The organism is Duganella qianjiadongensis, from assembly GCF_009857915.1.
GTDB lineage: Bacteria > Pseudomonadota > Gammaproteobacteria > Burkholderiales > Burkholderiaceae_D > Rugamonas > Rugamonas qianjiadongensis.
The window spans coordinates 463,005-483,472 of the sequence record NZ_WWCM01000002.1 but is presented as its reverse complement, the minus strand read 5'-3'; the positions used below and the strand labels follow the sequence as shown (position 1 = coordinate 483,472).

Annotated in this window: 20 protein-coding genes; 10 read left to right on the top strand and 10 right to left on the bottom strand. The window is 59.6% G+C overall.

The genetic code is table 11. The features are described from left to right. Position 1 precedes the first annotated feature (1 nt). Positions 2–1,219, top strand: a complete 1,218-nt coding sequence (locus GTP27_RS05015; RefSeq protein ID WP_161038063.1) for an acyltransferase family protein — start codon at positions 2–4, stop codon at positions 1,217–1,219. 50 nt (positions 1,220–1,269) lie between these two features. Here the strand turns inward: GTP27_RS05015 and GTP27_RS05010 are convergent, their stop codons facing one another. Further along, entirely contained in the window at positions 1,270–2,805 is a 1,536-nt protein-coding gene (locus tag GTP27_RS05010) for a class I SAM-dependent methyltransferase (RefSeq protein WP_161038062.1), read from the bottom strand. A 449-nt stretch (positions 2,806–3,254) separates the two neighbouring features. Between GTP27_RS05010 and GTP27_RS05005 the strand changes: the two genes are divergently transcribed. The 4 genes from GTP27_RS05005 to GTP27_RS04990 all read left to right on the top strand — a co-directional run bounded on the left by GTP27_RS05005 (position 3,255) and on the right by GTP27_RS04990 (position 4,836). After that, positions 3,255–3,641 (top strand): BPSL0067 family protein, encoded by a 387-nt coding sequence (locus GTP27_RS05005; RefSeq protein WP_161038061.1) that lies wholly within the window; start codon positions 3,255–3,257, stop codon positions 3,639–3,641. A 4-nt stretch (positions 3,642–3,645) separates the two neighbouring features. Beyond that, positions 3,646–4,071 (top strand): STY0301 family protein, encoded by a 426-nt coding sequence (locus GTP27_RS05000; RefSeq protein WP_161038060.1) that lies wholly within the window; start codon positions 3,646–3,648, stop codon positions 4,069–4,071. A gap of 242 nt (positions 4,072–4,313) precedes the next feature. Further along, positions 4,314–4,559 carry a type II toxin-antitoxin system Phd/YefM family antitoxin gene (locus GTP27_RS04995; protein ID WP_161038059.1) on the top strand — a complete coding sequence of 82 codons (246 nt, stop codon included), beginning with the start codon at positions 4,314–4,316 and terminating at the stop codon, positions 4,557–4,559. Further along, the gene (locus GTP27_RS04990) at positions 4,549–4,836 is read left to right on the top strand and encodes a type II toxin-antitoxin system RelE family toxin (protein WP_161038058.1); all 288 of its coding nucleotides are present in this window, start codon (positions 4,549–4,551) and stop codon (positions 4,834–4,836) included. The genes GTP27_RS04995 and GTP27_RS04990 overlap by 11 nt, the downstream gene beginning before the upstream one ends. 53 nt (positions 4,837–4,889) lie before the next feature. Here the strand turns inward: GTP27_RS04990 and GTP27_RS04985 are convergent, their stop codons facing one another. From GTP27_RS04985 to GTP27_RS04975, 3 genes are all read right to left on the bottom strand, one after another. Next, entirely contained in the window at positions 4,890–5,309 is a 420-nt protein-coding gene (locus GTP27_RS04985) for a type II toxin-antitoxin system VapC family toxin (RefSeq protein ID WP_202416551.1), read from the bottom strand. Further along, a complete protein-coding gene (locus GTP27_RS04980; RefSeq protein WP_161038057.1) occupies positions 5,306–5,560 on the bottom strand; it encodes a type II toxin-antitoxin system Phd/YefM family antitoxin in 255 nt (84 codons plus the stop codon). Before GTP27_RS04980 ends, GTP27_RS04985 begins: the two co-directional genes overlap by 4 nt. A gap of 105 nt (positions 5,561–5,665) precedes the next feature. After that, entirely contained in the window at positions 5,666–6,553 is an 888-nt protein-coding gene (locus GTP27_RS04975) for a sulfurtransferase (RefSeq protein WP_161038056.1), read from the bottom strand. 198 nt (positions 6,554–6,751) lie between these two features. Between GTP27_RS04975 and dnaE the strand changes: the two genes are divergently transcribed. Next, positions 6,752–10,303 (top strand): DNA polymerase III subunit alpha, encoded by a 3,552-nt coding sequence (dnaE, locus tag GTP27_RS04970; RefSeq protein WP_371865884.1) that lies wholly within the window; start codon positions 6,752–6,754, stop codon positions 10,301–10,303. A 52-nt stretch (positions 10,304–10,355) separates the two neighbouring features. Here dnaE and GTP27_RS04965 read toward each other — a convergent pair whose 3' ends face one another. Further along, the gene (locus GTP27_RS04965; protein WP_161038055.1) at positions 10,356–11,330 is read right to left on the bottom strand and encodes a VirK/YbjX family protein; all 975 of its coding nucleotides are present in this window, start codon (positions 11,328–11,330) and stop codon (positions 10,356–10,358) included. A gap of 226 nt (positions 11,331–11,556) precedes the next feature. Between GTP27_RS04965 and GTP27_RS04960 the strand changes: the two genes are divergently transcribed. After that, positions 11,557–13,242, top strand: coding sequence for an ATP-binding protein (locus GTP27_RS04960; protein WP_161038054.1), 1,686 nt, complete (start codon positions 11,557–11,559; stop codon positions 13,240–13,242). Continuing rightward, positions 13,232–13,843, top strand: coding sequence for a response regulator transcription factor (locus tag GTP27_RS04955; protein WP_161038053.1), 612 nt, complete (start codon positions 13,232–13,234; stop codon positions 13,841–13,843). The genes GTP27_RS04960 and GTP27_RS04955 overlap by 11 nt, the downstream gene beginning before the upstream one ends. A 40-nt stretch (positions 13,844–13,883) precedes the next feature. On the opposite strand, the gene GTP27_RS04950 is transcribed toward GTP27_RS04955, so the two are convergent. Beyond that, positions 13,884–14,702: a glycosyltransferase family 2 protein gene (locus tag GTP27_RS04950; RefSeq protein WP_161038052.1), complete on the bottom strand. Its 819-nt coding sequence runs from the start codon at positions 14,700–14,702 to the stop codon at positions 13,884–13,886. 58 nt (positions 14,703–14,760) lie between these two features. Here GTP27_RS04950 and GTP27_RS04945 point away from each other — a divergent pair, with 58 nt between their 5' ends. Both GTP27_RS04945 and waaF read left to right on the top strand, forming a co-directional pair. Then, positions 14,761–16,017 carry an O-antigen ligase family protein gene (locus GTP27_RS04945; RefSeq protein ID WP_161038051.1) on the top strand — a complete coding sequence of 419 codons (1,257 nt, stop codon included), beginning with the start codon at positions 14,761–14,763 and terminating at the stop codon, positions 16,015–16,017. After that, positions 16,014–17,054 carry a lipopolysaccharide heptosyltransferase II gene (waaF, locus tag GTP27_RS04940; protein WP_161038050.1) on the top strand — a complete coding sequence of 347 codons (1,041 nt, stop codon included), beginning with the start codon at positions 16,014–16,016 and terminating at the stop codon, positions 17,052–17,054. Before GTP27_RS04945 ends, waaF begins: the two co-directional genes overlap by 4 nt. On the opposite strand, the gene GTP27_RS04935 is transcribed toward waaF, so the two are convergent. The 4 genes from GTP27_RS04935 to rng all read right to left on the bottom strand — a co-directional run bounded on the left by GTP27_RS04935 (position 17,035) and on the right by rng (position 20,419). Next, entirely contained in the window at positions 17,035–17,763 is a 729-nt protein-coding gene (locus GTP27_RS04935; RefSeq protein WP_161038049.1) for an alpha/beta hydrolase, read from the bottom strand. The two genes, waaF and GTP27_RS04935, sit on opposite strands and share 20 nt — an antisense overlap. Positions 17,764–18,055: 292 nt before the next feature. Next, positions 18,056–18,481 carry a DUF2442 domain-containing protein gene (locus GTP27_RS04930; protein WP_161038048.1) on the bottom strand — a complete coding sequence of 142 codons (426 nt, stop codon included), beginning with the start codon at positions 18,479–18,481 and terminating at the stop codon, positions 18,056–18,058. Further along, a complete protein-coding gene (locus GTP27_RS24250; protein ID WP_161038047.1) occupies positions 18,468–18,728 on the bottom strand; it encodes a DUF4160 domain-containing protein in 261 nt (86 codons plus the stop codon). The genes GTP27_RS04930 and GTP27_RS24250 overlap by 14 nt, the downstream gene beginning before the upstream one ends. Before the next feature lie 224 nt (positions 18,729–18,952). Then, complete coding sequence (gene rng / locus GTP27_RS04920; RefSeq protein ID WP_161038046.1) at positions 18,953–20,419, bottom strand: ribonuclease G; 1,467 nt, start codon at positions 20,417–20,419, stop codon at positions 18,953–18,955. Positions 20,420–20,468: the final 49 nt, after the last annotated feature.

The following is a 20,468-nucleotide window of genomic DNA, read 5'->3' as shown; positions in this document are numbered from 1 at the left end:
AGTGAAGCAGAACGGCGCCTTGCCCGCAGCACCCAAGTTGCTGTTCGTGGAGAGCTTGCGTGGTTTGGCCGCCTGTCAGGTTGTATTGCTGCATTACTGCGCAGCCTTTTTACCCGTACTGGCTCGTGTGCCGGGCCAGGCGCGCTTCCCGGCCGAGAGCTGGCTGAGCCACAGTCCGTTTTTTCTATTGCTGGACGGGTATTCCTCGGTGTACCTGTTTTTTGTGATGAGCGGCTTTGTGCTGGCGCCCTCGTTCCAGTATTCCACGATGCCAGCATGGCGCACTGCATTGAAGCGGTTGATACGCTTGCAGCTGCCTGTGCTTGCGGCGTTTGGTTTGGCGGTCATCCTGAGCCTGGCCTTGCCGTCGGCGAAACAGCATGCTTTCGCTTACTCCCGTTCGCCATGGCTGGATTTCATGAATCATAATTCCATGCAGATCTGGCCCTTATTGCAGGACGGTCTATGGAATTCACTGCTGGCCGGCTATCAGAATCTGTCGGTGTTTTCTCCCTGGCCCCAACTGGCCTCGCTGATGCATGTGGCGCCGCTCGAAACTGCGCTCAATTCCCCCATGTGGACTATTCATGTGGAATTCTGGGGATCGCTGATGCTGATTGCGCTGGTCTATCTCCTGCGCGGACTGGGAGGGCATCGCCGCTGGCCTGTGCTGCTGCTATTTTTCTGCTTGGCCGGTAGCAGCCAGCTGTCCTTATTCCTGGCCGGCTATTGCCTGTATCAAGTCTGGCCGTGGCTGCAAGCCATACGCCCGCGCCTGAAAAATGTGGCTGGGCTAGCGATGGTGCTGGCGGGACTGATGGCGTGCGGCAGCAAATCCATACCCCTGCTGAGTACCGTCTGGAATGCTATCGGGCAGCTGGGTCTGTATCATGCCGACAGCGATTTTCACTGGCAGAGCCAGATCGGTGCGCTGGCGATCTTTATGGGTGTGCTGTTGTGCGTGCCGCTACAGCGCTGGCTGTCGCGCCCGTTGCTGACTGGTCTGGGACGCTTGTCGTTCAGCGTCTATCTGCTGCATTTCCCGATTTTGATTACGCTAGGCTGCGCCATATTTGCTGCGCTGGCAGGCTATTCCTACGCATGGGCATGTGCGCTCAGCGTGCTTGTCGGAGCCGGCGCGACGTTTGCACTGGCTTATTGCTTCGAGCGTTATGTCGACCGGCGCGCCATAGCGCTGGCGCGCCGTTACGCAGTCTAGCGATAGGGGCTGGCGTAGCATGCCGCTGCGCCAGCCTCAGGCGCAATCGTTCAGACTACCTGCAGCGCTCGCAATAGCGGCAGCTGTTGCTGGGCGAAGTGTGCGGCCTGCTCGCACAGTTCGCTCAGATTTTCTTCGGCACTGACCAGCGCCTTGCCGTCGCGTAGCACGCAGCGACCTAGCTGTTGCAGCGCCTGCCACGCCACACTGGCCCAGCCTTCCGGACTGGCATGGCCTTCCAGCAAAGCATGGATGAAAATCTGATGCACGCTGGACACGGCAATACCGCCGCCCGTGACAGGGCTGGCGAGGAAGGTAATTTCGCTGCCGCTACAGGCTTCACGGCACAGATAGGCATTAAGCTGCTGCGTCTGCTTCAAGCTTTGCGCGTCCGGGGGGCTGGACTGGGCTGCGCTCAACGCGCCTATCCCGCCCAGTATCAGACTAGCCTGGATGATCTGCGGAAGCTCGATGTTGAGCGGGCGCAGATGCTGCTCGATCTGGCCCAGTGTCCTGACCTGATAATCGGCAAGGTAATCGAGCAGCGGGCCGTACACCGCTTCCTGCATTGTGGCTTCGCCCTGATGGGTGGCGATCTTGAGCGAGATACCGGAACGCGGCTTGGTCAACACCACTGCCTGCGCGCGCGCCTGCTCGATCTGCTTGAGCGGTGAGAGCTTGCGCGCTCCCTTGATCCAGTAGTCGCGGCGGAACTGCTGATTGACGCAGAAGTCCCGCACGGTTTCGCGGAATACGGGGTGGTTTATCTGTTGAAGCAATTCTTGCTGCTCCGGGTTCAGATTCAGCTCGTCGATGTGTTCCATATAATTGGCGGAACAGACGAAGTCCAGCTTGGCCGGTGTCATCCACTCGGCCATGCGCGAGAAGGGCATGGGCAGCCAGTCGCGGTTGAAGTATTCGTGGGCGAGATAATGGCGGTCCTGCGACTTGAGCTCGGCGAGCCGCTTGCCGACCAGCGGATTGACTTTGGCAAACCTAGGCTGGGTCGCCATTAATTTGTCGGTGAAGGCCAGTGCATCGTCAATGCGCGGCACCAGTCCCTGAGCGGCGTTGCCCATGACCTCGCTGTGCGTAATCAGCAAATCGCGCATGGGCACCATGGTGGCCCAGCCCGGCTGGGTGTTGTAGCTGATGTAGAGCACGCCGCCGACCTTGAGCTTGCGCCGTATAAAATCGACGATGATGCTGCGGTTTTCGTCGGATACCCAGCTCCAGATGCCATGCAAGACGATGAAGTCAAAATCCGGCAGATCGCTGCGCTGACAGAATTCGTCGAAGCCCTGATCATATAGCCCGGTAGTGGCGCCGGAAGCCAGACTCAGCGATTGGGCATAGCCCGCCTGGGACGGATTGAAGTCGGTGCCGAACCAGCGTGTAGGCGTTGCCGCAGCGTGAAAATTGGTGCTAACGCCTTGGCCGAAGCCCAGTTCGCAGGCGGTGCCAATTTGCGGCAAGGCGATGCCTGCCTGTAGGAAGGCAAGCCGCATATGCAGAGAATTCAGTTCGGCGTAATAGCCGTAGGTATAGCCTATCGTTGCAACATAGCCAGAAGTCCAATCCGTCATAGTTTATGCTTTCACATTCGGAGCGTAAGGTTGCTCAGGATAACCCAAGTTGTTAGTTTGAGTTAGCACTTCCGTGTGCGGAATAGGATGAGATAGGCGGAGCAGGTCAGGCCCGAGGCGCCGGTATGTTGCGCCGCCGTTCAGCAGCGGCATGCTATGCCGGCAAGTGGCGCGCTTATTTGCGGTAGCAGTGCGGGCAGAATTTACCTTCGATAAAACCAGATTGATTCGCTGCGACTGTTGATGCTTGCGGCATATTTAGTAAGGAGCCTATTTACCCTAGCAATGCGGATGGCTTCATTTAACCGGTCCGCCTAGTAGATATTCGGCGTGAGTTCTTTGAAGCTCTGCCTACTCTCCTCTGATTTGCCCCAACGCAAATAGTTCTCCTGTGCCTTACCTTAGATTGAAACACGGTTATTCCTGTTTCAAATCCTAAGGGGTGCGCGATGTCATACAAATATGCAAATGCGGATACACTGGAAGAACACGAAATGGTTGGCACACATCAATGCGTGGCCCTGGTTCAACGCTATGCCGGCGCACCGGTCACTTCGTTGTGGCGCCAAGGCGATGCGGTGGTAGGGAATTCGTTGTTGAAGAAAGGCACTGCAATTGCTACGTTTGTGCGTGGGCGATATGCGAATCATCCCCATGGCAATCATGCCGCCCTGTTTCTTCGGCAGGGAGCCGACGGCATTTACGTGATGGATCAGTGGAAGACCAAGAAGAGCGGAAAAATCAGCTCCCGCTTCCTGAAATGCCAGGGAAAAGATAAAAAGGGCAATTTTAAATTCCCGAGTGACAATGCGGACGCATTCTTTGTCATCGAATAGCCCTATGCGTGCCAACTTAATGCTTGCTGCTGTGCTCACGGCGCAAAGCCACGCAGCAGACGTGGACCAACTGAATTGCCCGCCGTCTGTGCCGATCACAATGGCGCCGGAAGGCGTTTCTGCGCTGCAGGAATGGCGCGTCGAGGGCAGCAGGGTGCTATATCTTAACTCTGCCACGCCTATTGCCGGCCCGCCTGAGCAGCACGGAGATCTGGCTGAATATACTTCCCGGCGTGGCAAAAATACTTGGTCATACACTTACAATTTGCAGCGAGATTTTCCCGATGGTAAATGGCTTGAGTGTGGATACGGAACTCACAATCAGCTAACGCTTTCCCGGCGTATGCCAGATGCAATCAAAGCATGTACTTTTTTATATAAGCGGGGAGAAAAGGCTGGACAGTTTGATGTCAAAATCGATTGCCGCTAGGCGTACACCTTCCCTGTGTCTGGCGTCAATTAGATTTTCCGCCGCATTTCTAATTCTCGCTGGACAGTATCTTGGATTTCTTCATTAGCGCCTGTAGTGCTGCGGTTCAAATTAATGAGGTCAGTTCAGTTACGTCCCCCATTTTTTCATTTTCCATATGCAGTGCCGGCGACAACTTGAAGATGAAAATCATGTTATATTAGATGCTTAAATAAGCATTTAATTTGCGCTAGGAAATGACGATGGATACATTGCTGGCCAGTATTACCGTGAGTGTTACGGAGCTAAAGCGTAACTATGCCAATATCCTCAAGGAAATGGAAAACACGCCGGTCGCCGTGCTTAATCACAATCGGCCTGAGGCATACCTGCTATCGGCCGATTACTACGAGATGCTGATTGCACGGATGGAGGATCTAGAAGATGCCAAGCTGGTGCGTGAACGTGCCAGCGGTCCGTTTGTCGATGTGGCGCTGAATGCGCTTTAAATTACGCTTCCATAAGCTGGCTTGGGCTGAGTGGCAGAAGCTAGATGCTAGTGTGAGGGAACCATTTAAGAAGAAATTAGCCGAGCGACTAGAGCAACCACGGGTGCCGAGTGCCGCTTTACATGGCATGGCTGATTTTTACAAGATAAAACTCAAGGCAGCAGGATACCGCTTGGTCTACCGGGTTGAAGATGAGGTGCTGTACGTGACGGTGATTGCTGTCGGCAAGCGAGAACGCAACCTTGCTTACCTTGGCGCGAAAGACCGACTGGGCTGATAAGCTGGCTGGCTTGCTCACAGCTATCTGGGTAGTTTCGTTGAGATTGAAGACTACTCCCATGGATTGATCAGCGTCACGCCGGTACCGATGAAATCGGCAATGCTGCGAGTGACCAGTGTCATGCCATGCACCAGTGCCGTGGCAGCAATCAGTGCGTCGCGTTCGCCACGTTTGTCGGGTACATGCAATTTGGCGCAGCGTTGTGCTACCACGCTATCAATCGGCAGGGTGCGTTTGGCAAACTCAGGTAGAACGTGCTGGGCCAGCCAGGTCCGTAACATGGCTCCCTGAACTGGATCTTTTCTTTCGATAGTCAAAACGCCTAGCTCAAGCTCCATGATGGTAATCACTGATACGAAAAGGTCGGTGGCTTCCACGCTACTCGCCCAGGCTGTGACGTTTTTATCGGCTTGGCCGTGTCGCACTTTGCGTAGTTCGGATACCACGTTGGTATCGAGAATAAACATCATGAGAGATCTGCCGGCTGGATTTCAATGTTTGCACGTGGCGGATCAAATTCGATGTCGGCAAGCCCCGGCATTGCCAGAGCATCGGCAATATTGCGTCTTTGCTTGGTAAGGCGCTGATATTCTTCGAAGCTCATCAATACATGGGCTGGACGACCTCGATCGGTGATGAATACCGGCCCTTTGTTGGCTGCCCGTTTGGCTTCGCTTGCCTGCTGATTGAATTCCCGACTAGTAATGGTAGTAATGACCATGACGACATCCCTACATGTTTGCTGAATGTAGGGATGTTACTACTTTGGATTTGGGGAGAAAGCCTGATTGGACCTGCCGTATTCGCGGTCCTTGCGGTCGGGAGCTTATTTGCCGTAGCAGTGCGGGCAGGATTTGCCTTCGACAAATTCAGGCGCCAGTTGCTGGCGTGGCGTCACTACGGCGCGGCAGTTGAAGCACTGGGCGGTCTCAGTCGGTTCCAGCTTGGGATTGAGCGCCGTACGATAGTCGAACACGAAGCAGTCGCCCGTGTAATGGTCGCCGCCCACTTCCTCGAAATACTTGAGGATGCCGCCTTCGAGCTGATACACATCCTGATAGCCGATGTTCTGCATGTGGATGGCGGCTTTTTCGCAGCGGATGCCACCCGTGCAGAAGGTCACCACGGTCTTGCCGGTGAAGTCTTCCTTGTGCGCGGCGATCACTTCGGGGAACTCGGTGAACTTCCTGATGCGGTAATCGACCGTATTGTTGAAGGTGCCCACATCCACTTCGAAATCGTTGCGGGTATCCACCATCACCACCGGCTGGCCCTTGTCGTCGACGCCGTTGTCCAGCCAGCGCTTGAGCGTAGCCGCCTCGACGAACGGCGCGCGGCCTTCTTCCGGCTTAATCAGCGGCATGCGCATGGTGATGATTTCTTTTTTGAGCTTGACCAGCATGCGCTTGTGTGATTGCTCGTTCGAGAAACTTTCCTTGACTTCCAGATCGGCAAAACGGGCGTCGCTGCGCACCCAGGCGAGGAATTCGTCGATGTGGGCGCGCGGGCCGGAGAGGAACATATTGATGCCTTCCGGGGTCAGCAGTATCGTGCCTTTCAGGCCTAAACGCTGGCAAATGGCCTGATATTCGGGGCGTTTGGCTTCCGTATCGTCAAAGGTGACGAATTTGTAAGCGGCGATGTTGACGTGAGCGGCAGCGGCGGCAGTTGCGGCGGCATGCGCTTCAGCTTGTAAAGCAGTATTAGCGTGCATGATGATCCAGATCAAAAAATTTTGGGAGACGACATTATACGCAAGCTTGACCGTCTGCGGTTTTTTCGCGCCCAGCGGGGCGTAACACAGAATTATATTTTCTACAACATCAGTGCGCGCTACGTATGCTAGTTGATTTCCGGAGTGGCCGTCCCGCACGGTAGAATAGGAGGATATTGAACCCGCATCGAGCAGCATATGACCATGGTAGTAGACCCAGCAGCAACCTCCGCCGATTCCGCCCCGGCAGCCTTGCCCACCGGCCCGGATTTCGTCCACCTGCGCGTGCACTCCGAGTATTCCATCGTCGATGGACTGGTGCGCATCGACGATCTGGTGAGCACGGCGGCCAAGGACAAGCAGGCCGCGCTGGCAGTGACGGATCTGGCCAATATGTTCGGCATGGTCAAGTTCTATAAGGCGGCGCGCGGCAAGGGCATCAAGCCTGTGGTCGGGGTGGACTGCTGGATCAGCAATGACGAGAACCGCGACAAGCCTTCGCGCCTGATGCTGTTCGCGAAAAACCGCATGGGCTATCTGCAGCTGTGCGAACTGCTGTCCAAAGCCTGGCTGACCAATCAGCACCGCGGCCGCGCCGAAATCCGCACGGAATGGCTGCAGGAACTGACGCAGCAGAGTTATCCGCTACTGCCCGACGATAACCCGGCCAACGGCCTGATCGCCCTGTCCGGCGCCCACTTCGGCGACATCGGCATGGCGATTGAAAACGGCAATCCGGCGCTGGCCGAACAGCTGGCGCAGAAATGGGCCAGCATATTCCCCAGCCATTTCTATATCGAGATCCAGCGCGCCGGCCAGCCCAATCAGGAATCGCAGGTGCGCCATTCGGTGGCGCTGGCGTCCAAACTGGGCCTGCCCGTGGTGGCCACCCATCCCGTGCAGTTCCTCAAGGCGGAAGAATTCATTGCGCACGAAGCGCGTACATGTATCGCCGAAGGCGAGCTGCTGGCCAATGCCAAGCGGGTGCGCAAGTTCAACGAGCAGATGCGCTTCCTGTCGCAGGCGGAAATGCGCGAGCTGTTTGCCGATCTGCCGGCAGCTTTGCAGAACTCGGTGGAAATCGCCAAGCGCTGCAACCTGACGCTCACGCTGGGCAAGCCGCAACTGCCTAACTTCCCTACCCCCGGCATGACCATCGATGAATTTCTGGTGGCCGAAACCAGGAAAGGGCTGGAAGAGCGCCTGCTGCATCTGTTTCCCGATCCCGTCAGACGCGAGCAGGAGCGCCCGCGCTACGAGGCGCGGCTGGAGTTCGAGAACAACACCATCATCAAGATGAAGTTCCCCGGCTACTTCCTGATCGTGGCCGAGTTTATCCAGTGGGGCAAGAACAACGGCGTGCCTATCGGCCCCGGGCGGGGTTCCGGTGCCGGTTCGCTGGTGGCGTATGCGCTCAAGATTACCGATCTGGATCCGCTCAAATACAATCTGCTGTTCGAACGTTTCCTGAATCCGGAACGGGTTTCCATGCCCGACTTCGATATCGACTTCTGTCAGGAAAAGCGCGAGCTGGTGATCCAGCACGTCAAGGACCTGTACGGCCGCGATGCCGTGTCGCAGATCGCCACCTTCGGTACCATGGCGGCCAAGGGCGCGATCCGCGACGTGGGCCGCGTGATGGACTTCGGCTATAACTTCTGCGACGGCGTCTCCAAGCTGATTCCGTTCAAGCCGGGCAAGCCCGTGTCGATTGCCGATGCGATCGAAGAAGAGCCCATGCTCAAGGAGCGCCAGCAGAACGAGGAAGAAGTGGCCCAGCTGCTCGATCTGGCCCAGCAGGTAGAAGGCATTACCCGTAACATCGGCATGCACGCCGGTGGTGTGCTGATCGCGCCGGGCAAGCTGACCGACTTCTGCCCGCTGTACACCCAGTCCGGCGATACCGGCGTGGTGTCGCAGTACGACAAGGACGACGTGGAAGCGGTCGGTCTGGTGAAGTTCGACTTTTTAGGCCTGACCACGCTGACCATTCTGGACCGCGCGGTCCGCTACATCAAGGACCTCGATCCGGCCGAGGCGGATTTCGATCTGGCCAGGCTGCCGCTGAACGACCGCCCGTCCTACGAGCTGCTGACCAAGGCTAAAACGGTGGCCGTGTTCCAGCTGGAATCGCGCGGCATGCAGGGCATGCTGAAAGATGCGCGGCCCGACCGTTTCGAGGACATTATCGCGCTGGTGGCGCTCTACCGTCCGGGCCCGATGGACCTGATTCCCGACTTCTGCAAACGTAAGCACGGCGAGAAGTTCGATTATCCCGATCCCCGTACCGAATCGATTCTGTCGGAAACCTACGGCATCATGGTGTATCAGGAGCAGGTGATGCAGATGGCGCAGATCGTGGGCGGCTACTCGCTGGGCGGCGCCGACATGCTGCGCCGGGCCATGGGTAAGAAAAAAGCCGAAGAGATGGCCGAACACCGCGCCATTTTCCGCGCCGGTGCGGCCAAGGACGGCCTGTCGGAAGAAAAGGCCGACGAGATTTTCGACCTGATGGAAAAGTTCGCGGGCTACGGCTTCAACAAGTCGCACGCTGCTGCCTACGCGCTGCTGTCGTATCACACGGCCTATCTGAAGGCGCACCATCCGGCCGCCTTCATGGCAGCCAATATGTCGCTGGCCATGGACGATACGGAGAAGGTCAAGATCCTGGTGGAAGACGCCATCGATATCTGCGGCCTGACCATCCTGCCGCCCGATATCAATCACTCGGATTACCGCTTCACGCCGGAGGGCGAGGCGCCTTCCGTGACGGGCAAGAAAGTCACCCATATCCGCTACGGTCTGGGTGCCGTCAAAGGCTCGGGCCAGAACGCCATCGAAGCCATCATCGCGGCGCGTAAAGCGGGCGGCCCGTTCACCAGCCTGTTCGATTTCTGCAAGCGGGTGGACAAGAAGCAGATCAACCGCCGCACCATCGAATCGCTGATCCGTTCGGGCGCGTTCGACTGCCTGAAGGTGGACCGTGCCGTACTGCTGGCATCGGTCGGCTTTGCCATGGAATGCGCCGAGCAGGAAGCCCGCGCCGCCAATCAGGTCAGCCTGTTCGGCGGTGACGATAGCGATCTGGTGGCGCCGCCGGAGTATGTCAAGACGGCGCCGTTCACCGACCGGCAGAAGCTGGCCGAAGAAAAGATCGCGCTGGGCTTCTACCTGTCCGGCCATATGTTCGATTCGTTTGCGCCGGAAGCGCGGCGCTTCTGCCGCACCAAGCTGTCCGAACTGGAACCGTCGCGCGAGCCGCGCATGCTGTGCGGCGTGATTACGGGCGTGCGGCCGCAGATGACCCAGCGCGGCAAGATCCTGATCGTTACGCTCGACGACAAGACCTCGGTGGTGGAAGTAACCGTGTACAGCGAGGTGTTCGAAGAGAACAAGCACATGTTCCGCGAAGACGAATTCCTCGCCGTGGTGGGCAAGGTGTCGGAAGACCGTTTCAATGGCGGCTTGCGGATTTCGGCCGAGCGGGTATTCGACATCATCACGGCGCGGGTCAACTACGGCAAGCAGCTGGGCATGGCCCTGCCGGCGACGATCGATGCGCGCAAGATGGCCGAGCTGCTGACGCCGCACCGTCAGGCCGATGGTCTGCCGGTGTCGTTACGGGTGATGCCGCAAGGGGTAAGCTGCGTGCTGCAGCTGGGCGAAGGCTGGCGTGTGGCGCCGTCGGATGAGCTGCAACTGGCGCTACAGCAGGTGCTGGGCGCCAGCGAAGTGACGATCGAATACTAGCCGGCGGCGTGACCCTTGCTGCGGCACTGCAGGCAGCAAGGGCGCAGCGCTGTTAAGCCAGTGCCAGTTCGTCGTCCAGCAGTTGCGGTGCCGGTTTGACGGGATAGTGCTGGCCCAGCGTGCCCGGCACGGCTTCGAAGCGTGGCGCATGCAGGCTGTGGCGGATGTGCAGCGCCAGTTCGAGCAGGGTTTCGTGGCGCTTGCGCGCTTCCGAACGCTTTTTGGAGGCGATCGCGGCCAGATCGGGTGCGCTGATGGCCGCGCAGGGCAGGCGGTAGTCGCCGTCGCTGCGGCGCGCCGCTTCCAGTTCCTGCCACAGGGCGTCGTAGTCGGCATGTACCTTGCCCTGACGGGTGGCGCTCTGGACCACGCGATTGGCATTGCTGACCAGACGCATTTCCACGCAGCCGTGGTCGTGGCCGATCTGGCTCAGCAGTTTGATCATCAGGTTTTTGGGACGCAGACCGTGCAATTCGCGCGTGGCGTCCTTGATCAGCTGCAGGCCCTGTTCGCCTTTCGGACCCTGCATGCAGCCTACGCCCAGCTGCATGCCGCGCGTGCCTTGCAGGAAGGAGAAGGCGCAGCTATAGACCAGCGCTTCGCCTTGCAGCAGTTGCAGTACCAGCTCGCCTTCGCGTTCCATCGGTTCGATGGCGCGCAGCTGGATATGGTAGGGCAGGCCGGTTTTGCCGCTAATCGTCCCCAGCAGCACGGGAGCGCGGGCCGCGCGCACGGTCAGCGGGCCCAGGCCCTGACGGAAGATGAAGCCGTAATGCTGCTGCATCAGGCTGACGCGCTGCTGGCAGCTGGCGGTATTACTCAGATAAGGGCGGTAGATTTTGTACAGCAGACGCGGGCGGGCACGCACCAGCTCCAGAAACAGCGGGTGCGAATTGAGAAAGCCCAGCCATGCGCCGGTAGCTTCCTGATGCCACAGGCCGCGCACGGAAAGTTTCAGCGACTCGCGCAGCCGTTTCAGGCCACGGAAGCCGGTTACGCCGGACCGGAGAGATATGGAGTTAGGCATCGGGAAACTTTCATTGCACTTTATTTAATCCTCTATCATACGTGCTATGTAACGCAATGTAAATTGGTGTAAAGGACTACGCTTTTCCCTTAATAATGCTGGTCTGGGAAAATAGCCTCCGTAAGACGTAAACCTCTTGAAATATAAGGGAAACACGTAGGAAAAAAAGCAGTGATTATTGCAACCAGAGCATGCATAATGCTACAAAACGATACATAAACCCTGTATGCAAAAAATCCGTCCCGGCTATCTGGAATTTCCGGCGTTTATAGCGCTGTACCTGCTGTTCGACTGGGCTACCTATGTCGATCCGCTGTACGGCCTGAACATCACGCCGTGGAATCCCGATCCGGCGCTGGGGCTGGTGTTCTGGCTGCGTTACGGCTGGCAGGCTGCTCTGCCGTGGTGCGTGGCGCTGATAGGCGGCGAGCTGCTGGTGCGTGGCCTGCCGGCCGGCTGGGCGCTGACGCTGATCAGTTCGCTGTGGCTGACCTGCGGCTATGGCCTGCTGGGTACCATGCTGCGGCGCCAGTTCGGTGATGGCGGGGTGTTCGATAGCCGCGACCGTCTGTTCCGCTGGGTGCTGATTGTGGTGGTGGGGGTGCTGCTCAATGACCTCGGCTATATCGCCCTGCTGTGGGCGGGCGGGCTGATTCCGCTCGGGCAGTGGAGCGAAGCCGTGCTGCGCTTCGGCATAGGCGATGTGGTGGGGATACTGGTGTCGATGCCGCTGTTCTGGATGCTGTCCAGTTCCTCCGGGCGGCAGCGCCTGTTTGCCACCGTGTGGCGTGCCGAGACGCTGGGTTATCTGGGACTGACGATAGGCGTGCTGTTTCTGGTGTTCGGTTCGATCGCCACATCGGAATTCAAGCACTTCTATTTCCTGTTCCTGCCGGTGATCTGGGCAGCCTTCCGCCAGGGGCTATATGGTACGGCGCTGATGGTGTTTACGCTGCAGGCAGCAATCGGTGCGCTGGTGAAATGGAACCACGCGGTGGACATTGCCGTGCACGAACTGCAAATGCTCGATGCCGTGCTGGCGCTGGTGGGCTTTTCCATCGGCATTGCGGTCGATGAGCTGCGCAAGGCGTCGAACGAGCTGAAACGCACGCTGCGGCTGGCTGCTGCCGGTGAAATGGCGGCAGCGCTGGCGCACGAATTGAACCAGCCGCTGACGGCACTGGGCGCCTATGGCAAGGCATGCGAATTGCTTCTGGAACGGGGCGAGGGTGGCGCGGTGCTGAAGGGGGCGATCCAGCGCATGATCGCCGAGTCGGGCCGTGCGGCCGATGTGGTGCGCCGTCTGCGCGATTTTTTCCGCACCGGCGCCATCAAGCTGGAATTGCTGCAGATGGATCAGGTGGTGGCCACGGTCAGCCAGCAGTTTAGCGGGACTATGCGCGAGCACGGGGTGGTGCTGACGGTATTGCCGGGGCCTGCATTAGCGGTACAGGCTGACCGGCTGCAGCTGGAACTGGTGCTGCGCAATCTGCTGGCCAATGCCATGGAAGCCGTGCAGGAGCAACCGGCCGGGCAGCGTCACGTGACACTGTCGGTGAACCAGATCGCGGGCCAGCGCCGCAGCCGCCATGGCAGCATGCAGCTGACGGTGGAAGATAGCGGTAAAGGCATTTCGGCGGCGCAGGCCATGCGCCTGTTCGAGCCTTTTGTTTCGTCCAAGGCGAGCGGACTGGGGCTGGGGCTGGTGCTGAGCCGCGCCATGATGGAAGCGCACGGCGGCACGCTGTGGGCAGAAGTGGCGCAACATGGTATTTTCAGGCTGGCTCTGCCACTAGCGCGTGCCGACGAACAGGAAACAGGGCCGGCGGTACAAGCGCCGGCACAGAGTGCGCAGATTGATGACCGTCGGTCTGGCGAGCAGGTAAATACGCAGGTGAATAATGCAACATGATCTAACTATTTTTATCGTCGACGATGACCCGGCAGTGCGCGATGCGCTGGGCCTGCTACTGGGCGTGCGCGGCTACCGCACCGCCATGTTCGCCAGCGGCGAAGCGTTTCTGCAGTCGTGGCAGGCGGGCTGGCGCGGCTGCCTGCTGATCGATATCCGCATGTCCGGCATGGATGGTCTGGCCTTGCAGCAGGAGCTGCAAAAGCGCGGCTGCGCGCTGCCTATCATCATCATGAGCGGGCACGGCGATGTCAGCATGGCGCGCGCAGCATTCCGCGCCAATGCGGTCGATTTTCTGGAAAAACCGTTCGATGATGGCAAGCTGATTGCGGCCATCGACGAAGCGCTGGAGCTGGCCCGCAGCCATCATACGGCGCAGGAGCAGCGTGACCGCAGCGTGCACCTGCTCGGCGAGCTGACGCCGCGCGAGCGCGAAGTGATGAAGCTGGTGGTGACGGGACGGCATAACCGCGATATCGGCCCCGAACTGGGCATCAGCGTGCGCACGGTGGAAGTGCACAAGGCCCGCCTGATGGCTAAGCTGGGGGTGGACAACGTGGCCGATCTGGTGCGCATCAGCATGCTCGAAAGCGAAGGCTGAGCGGGGCGCTCCCGGCGTATCCGCGCAGGGCGCCGGCGCTTCAGGCGTGCTCGCGCAGCCCCTGCACGGCCACCACGGTGCGGTCCACGGCGCGCTGCAGCACCACTTTGCGGTTGCTGGTCTCCTGATCGCGCTGGTTTTCCCGGTGCCACAGGTGGAACACCTCCGTGCTGAAAGCCCCGTCCTTGCGCATCACCCCCGCATTGAACAGGCGCACCACCAGATCGGAATCTTCGTGGCCCCAGCCGAGGAAGCTCTCGTCGAAGCCGTTGACCATGTCCAGATCGCTGCGCCAGACGCCCAGATTGCAGCTCTTGATGCGGCGCCAGGTAAACCGCTTGCTGGTGCGCCACAGGTCGGGCCAGGTGGCCAGCAGCTGCAGCACCTTGTTGGTATCGCCACGGGCGCGCCAGCCCAGTTTCTGGGCCAGCGTCAGGCTTTGCAGGTCGATATGCTCGCGCAGGGTGCGGGCGGTGGCCTGTTCGCTCAGCAGAATCCGGCTACCCGAGACCAGATAGCCGCGCTGCGCCAGTTTGCGGTGCTGGCTGATAAAATCGCGCTGCGGTACGCAGTCGCCGTCGAGGAAGACGATATAGTCGCCGCGGGCGTCCAGCGTGCCCAGATTGCGCGCGCGGGCGGCGCGGAAACCCAGATCCTCCTGCCACACATGGCGCAGCGGCATGGGCGCGCGGGCCTGCAGGGCGGCGATGGCCTGCTGCGTGTTGTGGCCGGAGCCGTCATCAGCGATAATGATTTCGAAGTTCTGATCGTCCTGGGCAAAGCAGGCCTCGATGACGCAAGTCAGGGCATCGGGACGGTTATAGGTGGTGACGACGACGGAAATAGTGGGCGATGGCATATTGGAAACTGCGCGCACGAAGGGCAGTCCCGTCGCACCGCATAAAACATAAGAATGCATGAATAATAGCTCACCTCCGAATCGCGCCAGCACTGTCTTTATCCACAGCCTGATTTTCATGCTGCCATTCCTGGCGCTGATCAGCAGTTTTGGCGTAGGCCTGTGCAGTTTTGCCTTCCTGCTGGCGGCCATCGTCTATCAGCGCCCTGCGCGGGCAGCCTTGCGCGTGCATCTGCCGGCCGTGCGGCCCGTGCTGATGGCGTTTGCGCTGGCCCTGCTGCTGGCAGTGCTGCATCTGTGCTTCAGCGACGGCGTGCTGCTGCGCGATATGGAAAAGCCCACCCGCATGCTGGCTGCCGCCACCGTGATGCTCACCGTGCTGGCGCTGCGGCCGCAGCGGCGCGCCCTGTGGTGGGGGCTGATTGCCGGCACCATCGCCGGCGCCATCTTCATAGCCTATCAGCGCTGGGGGCTGGGGGTGGACCGTCCGGGCGGGCTGATTAATTCGATCACTTTCGGCGATATCGTGCTGTGTATGGGCCTGCTGTGCCTGGCCGGTATGCAGGATTTCCCCGGCCGTGCCGCCATCTGGCCCGGTCTCGGTGCGCTGGCCGGTCTGTTCGGTTCGATTGCATCGGGCACGCGTGGCGGCTGGGTCGCCATCGTGTTCGCGCTGATCGTACTGCTGCGCTACAGCCATGTGCTGCGCGGCCGTCTGCGCAAGGGGCTGGCCCTGCTGGCGCTGGCGCTGATGGTGAGCGCTTTCTTCATTCCGCAGACGGGTGCGCGGGTGCGCGTCGATCAGGGCATCAACGATGTGGAACAGTATCTGAGCGGGGGCGAAACCTATACCAATGTGGGCATACGCTTCGAGCTGTGGCGCAGTGCCGTGCAGCTGATCCGCCAGCATCCGCTACTGGGCCTGAACCCTGTTAGCGAGCGCAGCGAGCTGGAAGCGCTGGTAGCGGCCGGGCGCGTGCATCCCTATGTGCTGGAATTCCCCCACTATCACAACGATATATTGCAGGCGCTGGTATTCGGCGGCGTGGCGGGCCTGCTGGTATGGGGCGCCACGCTGGTCGTGCCCATGCTGTTTTTCATCCGTATGCTGAACTGCGCTGAGGCCAGCCGCAATGGCGCCTACGCGCCGGCACTGGCTGGCCTGCTGCTGGTGCTCAGCTACTTTGCTTTCGGCCTGACCGAAGTGATTTTCTGGTCGGTGCGTAGCTGTATGTTCTACGCGCTGATGTTGTTCCTGTTGATAGGCCTGTGTCTGAATACGCAGACGCCGCCCGCGAGTGGAGAGAAGGCATGAGCCAACTGCGTACCCTGGTGATTTCGCCTAACTGGATAGGCGACGCCGTGATGGCCCAGCCGTTGCTGCAGCTACTGAAAGCCGCCCATCCTGAGCGTGCTATCGACGTGCTGGCGCCGCCGGCGGTGTCGCCTGTCTGGCGTCAGATGGTTGAAGTGGCCGAGGTGCTGGAGACTCCGTTCCGCCATGGCGCCCTGCAGCTGAAAGAGCGCTGGAAGTATGCGCGGCTGCTGCGCCAGCGCGGCTATGCCGATGCCTATGTACTGCCCAATACCATCAAGTACGCGCTGATACCATGGCTGGCCGGCATCCCGCAACGGGTCGGCTACAAGGGCGAGAGCCGCTATGGTCTGATCAATCTGATGCACCATGACGAAACCCCGCCGCGTCCCATGGTGGCATTCTATGCGGCGCTGGGCGGGCCCGTGCTGGCGCAGCAGACTGCCGCCATGCGCAGCGCGCTGCCCAAGCCGCGCATGCAGGTAGCCGCCGCCCAGCGCGAGGCAGTGTGTGCCAAGCTGGGTATCGCTGTGGCGCAGCCTGTGCTGGCACTGGCGCCGGGCGCGGAATTCGGTGGTGCCAAGCGCTGGCCGGCCAGCCATTTTGCCGCGCTGGCGCGTGCCGTGGTGGCACAGCAGCCTGCCACCCAGGTGATTTTGCTGGGCTCACCGAAGGATAAAGAGGCCTGCAGCGAAGTGGCGGCGCAACTGGCTGGCGCGCAGGTATTCAATCTGGCCGGCGTTACCTCGCTGGCCGAAGCGATCGCCCTGATTGCCGGCAGCAGTGCCGTGGTGGCCAATGATTCCGGCCTGCTGCACATTGCTTCGGCGCTTAACCGTCCCGTGGTGGCGCTGTATGGTCCTACCGATCCCGATCATGCGCCGCCGTTCTCCGATCTGGCGGCATCGATTTCGCTGCGTCTCGCCTGCGCGCCGTGCAAGCAGCGCGAATGTCCGCTTGGCCATCAGGACTGCATGGTCAAGCTGGCGCCGGAGCTGGTGTGGCAGCGTCTGCAGCCTATGCTGGCGGCAGGTTAGCATCAGCGTGGCCCAGCAGCGCAAACGCTGCTTCGGCCACGGCAGGCGGCACCAGATGGCCGCCATCGAATTCCGCGTAATGTACCTGATAGCCTTCGTTGGCCAGTTGCGTGGCCAGCGACTGGCCCCGTTCGACCGGCAGCACGGCATCGCCCGTGCCATGGCCGATGAAGATGCGCGGGCTGGCGCTGCGCCCATTGGGCAGCATGCAGCCCGGTGAAAAAGCCAGAATATCGCTGAATAGTTCGCCATTCATCAGCCCTACGGACAGGGCATACGAGGCGCCGTCGGAAAAGCCGGCTAGCGTAATGGCTTCCGCATCCACCACATGGCGGCGCATAACCCATTTCATTGACTGGTCGAGAAAGTCCAGATCGGGGCCATAGCCGCCGCGGAACATATCCCAGCTGGTGCCGCGTGCTTCCGGGATCAGCAGCAGCACCTGTTCGCGCACGGCATAGCGTAGGGCCGCGGCGTCGGCACCGCCATGCTGGCCGCGGGCGCCATGTAGCAGAACCATCAATGGTAGCGGGCCTGTACTGACTGGCGGAATGTAGAGCACAGCCTGACGCTGAGCGGGAAATGCCAGTTTGTGTATGCCGGCCGGCAGGGCCAGCGCAGCACTGGCGCCAGTGCTGTAAAGCGCGGCGCGGGCCTGCAGGAGCCCGTCGTGCGCAGGTACTGCTGGGTTAGGGGCGGGGCTGGTCATGGCGACTCCGGCACGGTCTGGTTATTCCAGTGTAGCGGGATTTGTCTGCTGCAATGTCTCGAAATGTGGCAGGAGCGACCCTGCAAGCGTCGATTCCCGTTTTTGCCATTTTCAGCAAAATTCACAAAATAAACGATAATTGTCATGCAGGATTTTTTTAAAGTACACTACGGCGCCGGATCACCGGCAGCAGTAGCTACAGCCAGTCTTGCAGCCGGTCGCAGTCGCAGCAAGGGCGGTATCGAGTTGGCGAGAGAAGCCCATCACCGACTACCCCGCGCAGTCTGATTTTTTATGCTGCAACTGGCCCCTTGACTTTCTTTGGACGGCCACCCAGTTTCCCGTTTTCACGCGATGCGGCCGTTTTGGCAGCGGAGGATACTTTGCCACCTACTTTGCCCATCTGTGAAGCCATCCAGCGCTTGGAGCCAAGAAAGCCTTCCAGTAACGCGGGGATGTAAAGGTCCGCATCGAGTTTAGGAAAGTGCACGCCCAAACCGGAAGGACTGATCTCGGCATCGATCAGGTTTGCCGGGTGTGCGTTCTCCAGACCTTGTGCGTCACGGGGCGCAAACGCGATTTGCAAACCGGACGCCAAGGTGATCACGATGCGCGAAATGCGACGGTCATAACGTACCGCCACGGCAGCCGGGAAAGCAGTTTTTTTTGCCGCTCCACGACGGTTCGCGGCCTCGAATGTGGCATCAGTAATGTCCATGTCTCGCTCTCCATTCAGCACATAGCTCGACCAGATTCCTGACGAGCGCCCCGACTATCTTCCCCAGCTCCTTTTGCGAAAAACCGTAGTTCTCCCGCAACTCAGGCGGCCCATCTGGGCAATGCAAATTGAACACTGCTTCACAGCCGTTGCCTTGAACATGAACATGAACATGAACATGAGCAGGACGGTGATCGTTGGGGTAGATGACCACACGCAAGCCAAAAATCGTCAGTACAGTTGGCATTGTATCGGAAACCCAAACCGATTGGGTTATTTGGAAGATTGACGCGGCACAATGACGCCACATATCTACAAAGAGTAGCACGTGACTACTCAGCAATACATTTCCTTGCATAGGAGTGGCATGCAAGCTCAACGGCGCGCGCGTGCCAATCAAACATGGATAGCTAGCTGCTTATCTGGTCGCCAGATCGATGTATAAGTTATTGGTTATAAATCGTTAAAAGGCTACATTAAAATCACGTCGTACTGTTCCTGATGGTAGGCGGTCTCCACCTGTAGCGAAATCTTCTTGCCGATGAAATCGCCCAGCATGGCGAGATGCTGCGATTCTTCTTCGAGGAACAGGTCGACCACTTCCTGCGAAGCGAGGATGCGGAATTCGCGCGGGTTGAACTGCTTGGCTTCGCGCAGCAGTTCGCGCAGGATTTCGTAGCAGATGGTGCGCGAGGTTTTCACCTGACCTTTGCCGTTGCAGGCCGGGCAGGGTTCGCACAGGATGTGGGCCAGCGATTCGCGCGTGCGCTTGCGCGTCATTTCCACCAGACCCAGCGCCGAGAAGCCCGACACGGAGACTTTGGTGCGGTCGCGCGACAGGGTTTTCTTCAACTCCTGCAGCACGGCATTGCGGTGCTCGGTGTTTTCCATGTCGATGAAATCGAGGATGATGATGCCGCCCAGATTGCGCAGGCGCAGCTGGCGCGCAATCGCGTGCGCCGCTTCCAGATTGGTCTTGAAGATGGTATCGGCAAAATTGCGTCCGCCCACGAAGCCGCCCGTATTGACGTCGATGGTGGTCATCGCTTCGGTCTGGTCGACGATCAGGTAGCCGCCCGATTTCAGATCGACCCGGCGGCCCAGTGCACGCAGGATTTCTTCTTCCACGCCGTACAGGTCGAACAGCGGGCGCTCGCCCGTGTAGTGCTGCAGCCGTGGCAGTACGCTAGGCGTGTAGGTCTTGCCGAACTCCTGCAGGTTCAGATAGTTCTCGCGCGAGTCCACCTGGATGGTGGCCGTTTCGTCGTGCACGAAGTCGCGCAGCACGCGCTGGGCCAGACTCAGATCCTGATGCAGCAGAGTGGTGGCCGGTTTGGTGCGGGCGCCGTGGCTGATCGCGCTCCAGGTCTTGCGCAGGTATTCGATGTCGGCGGCGATGTCGGAATCGCTGGCTTCCTCGGCCTGGGTACGCACGATATAGCCGCCTTTTTCATCTTCCGGCAGCAGGCTTTGCAGGCGCGCGCGCAAGGCTTCGCGGTCGGCTTCCTTTTCGATTTTCTGCGAGATGCCGATGTGGCTGTCCTGCGGCAGATACACCAGCATGCGGCCGGCGATGGAAATCTGGGTGGACAGGCGGGCGCCCTTGGTGCCTATCGGGTCCTTGATCACCTGCACCGTCAGCACCTGACCGTCGAACAGGATTTTTTCTATCGGAGTAGGGGCAGCGTTCTGGCTGCCGTCGTGCGGACGGGCTTCCCAGATATCGGCCACGTGCAGGAAAGCGGCCCGTTCCAGACCGATGTCGATGAAGGCTGACTGCATGCCGGGCAGCACCCGCACTACCTTGCCGGAATAGACGTTACCGGCCAGGCCGCGCGTGAGTGTGCGTTCGATATGCAGTTCCTGCACGGCGCCCTGCAGGATCAGGGCGACGCGGGTTTCCTGCGGGGTGATGTTGATCAGTATGTCTTCGTTCATAGGTCTCCGGGGACTGCATCTGGTTATGAACGTCGATCATACACGCCGC

Coding starts and splice junctions, on each gene's coding strand:
- GTP27_RS05010 (WP_161038062.1), bottom strand. CDS start 2,805: ATGACGGATTGGACTTCTGGCTATGTTGCAACGATAGGCTATACCTAC.
- GTP27_RS05005 (WP_161038061.1), top strand. CDS start 3,255: ATGTCATACAAATATGCAAATGCGGATACACTGGAAGAACACGAAATG.
- GTP27_RS05000 (WP_161038060.1), top strand. CDS start 3,646: ATGCGTGCCAACTTAATGCTTGCTGCTGTGCTCACGGCGCAAAGCCAC.
- GTP27_RS04995 (WP_161038059.1), top strand. CDS start 4,314: ATGGATACATTGCTGGCCAGTATTACCGTGAGTGTTACGGAGCTAAAG.
- GTP27_RS04990 (WP_161038058.1), top strand. CDS start 4,549: ATGCGCTTTAAATTACGCTTCCATAAGCTGGCTTGGGCTGAGTGGCAG.
- GTP27_RS04985 (WP_202416551.1), bottom strand. CDS start 5,309: ATGATGTTTATTCTCGATACCAACGTGGTATCCGAACTACGCAAAGTG.
- GTP27_RS04980 (WP_161038057.1), bottom strand. CDS start 5,560: ATGGTCATTACTACCATTACTAGTCGGGAATTCAATCAGCAGGCAAGC.
- GTP27_RS04975 (WP_161038056.1), bottom strand. CDS start 6,553: ATGCACGCTAATACTGCTTTACAAGCTGAAGCGCATGCCGCCGCAACT.
- dnaE (WP_371865884.1), top strand. CDS start 6,752: ATGACCATGGTAGTAGACCCAGCAGCAACCTCCGCCGATTCCGCCCCG.
- GTP27_RS04965 (WP_161038055.1), bottom strand. CDS start 11,330: ATGCCTAACTCCATATCTCTCCGGTCCGGCGTAACCGGCTTCCGTGGC.
- GTP27_RS04960 (WP_161038054.1), top strand. CDS start 11,557: ATGCAAAAAATCCGTCCCGGCTATCTGGAATTTCCGGCGTTTATAGCG.
- GTP27_RS04955 (WP_161038053.1), top strand. CDS start 13,232: ATGCAACATGATCTAACTATTTTTATCGTCGACGATGACCCGGCAGTG.
- GTP27_RS04950 (WP_161038052.1), bottom strand. CDS start 14,702: ATGCCATCGCCCACTATTTCCGTCGTCGTCACCACCTATAACCGTCCC.
- GTP27_RS04945 (WP_161038051.1), top strand. CDS start 14,761: ATGAATAATAGCTCACCTCCGAATCGCGCCAGCACTGTCTTTATCCAC.
- waaF (WP_161038050.1), top strand. CDS start 16,014: ATGAGCCAACTGCGTACCCTGGTGATTTCGCCTAACTGGATAGGCGAC.
- GTP27_RS04935 (WP_161038049.1), bottom strand. CDS start 17,763: ATGACCAGCCCCGCCCCTAACCCAGCAGTACCTGCGCACGACGGGCTC.
- GTP27_RS04930 (WP_161038048.1), bottom strand. CDS start 18,481: ATGGACATTACTGATGCCACATTCGAGGCCGCGAACCGTCGTGGAGCG.
- GTP27_RS24250 (WP_161038047.1), bottom strand. CDS start 18,728: ATGCCAACTGTACTGACGATTTTTGGCTTGCGTGTGGTCATCTACCCC.
- rng (WP_161038046.1), bottom strand. CDS start 20,419: ATGAACGAAGACATACTGATCAACATCACCCCGCAGGAAACCCGCGTC.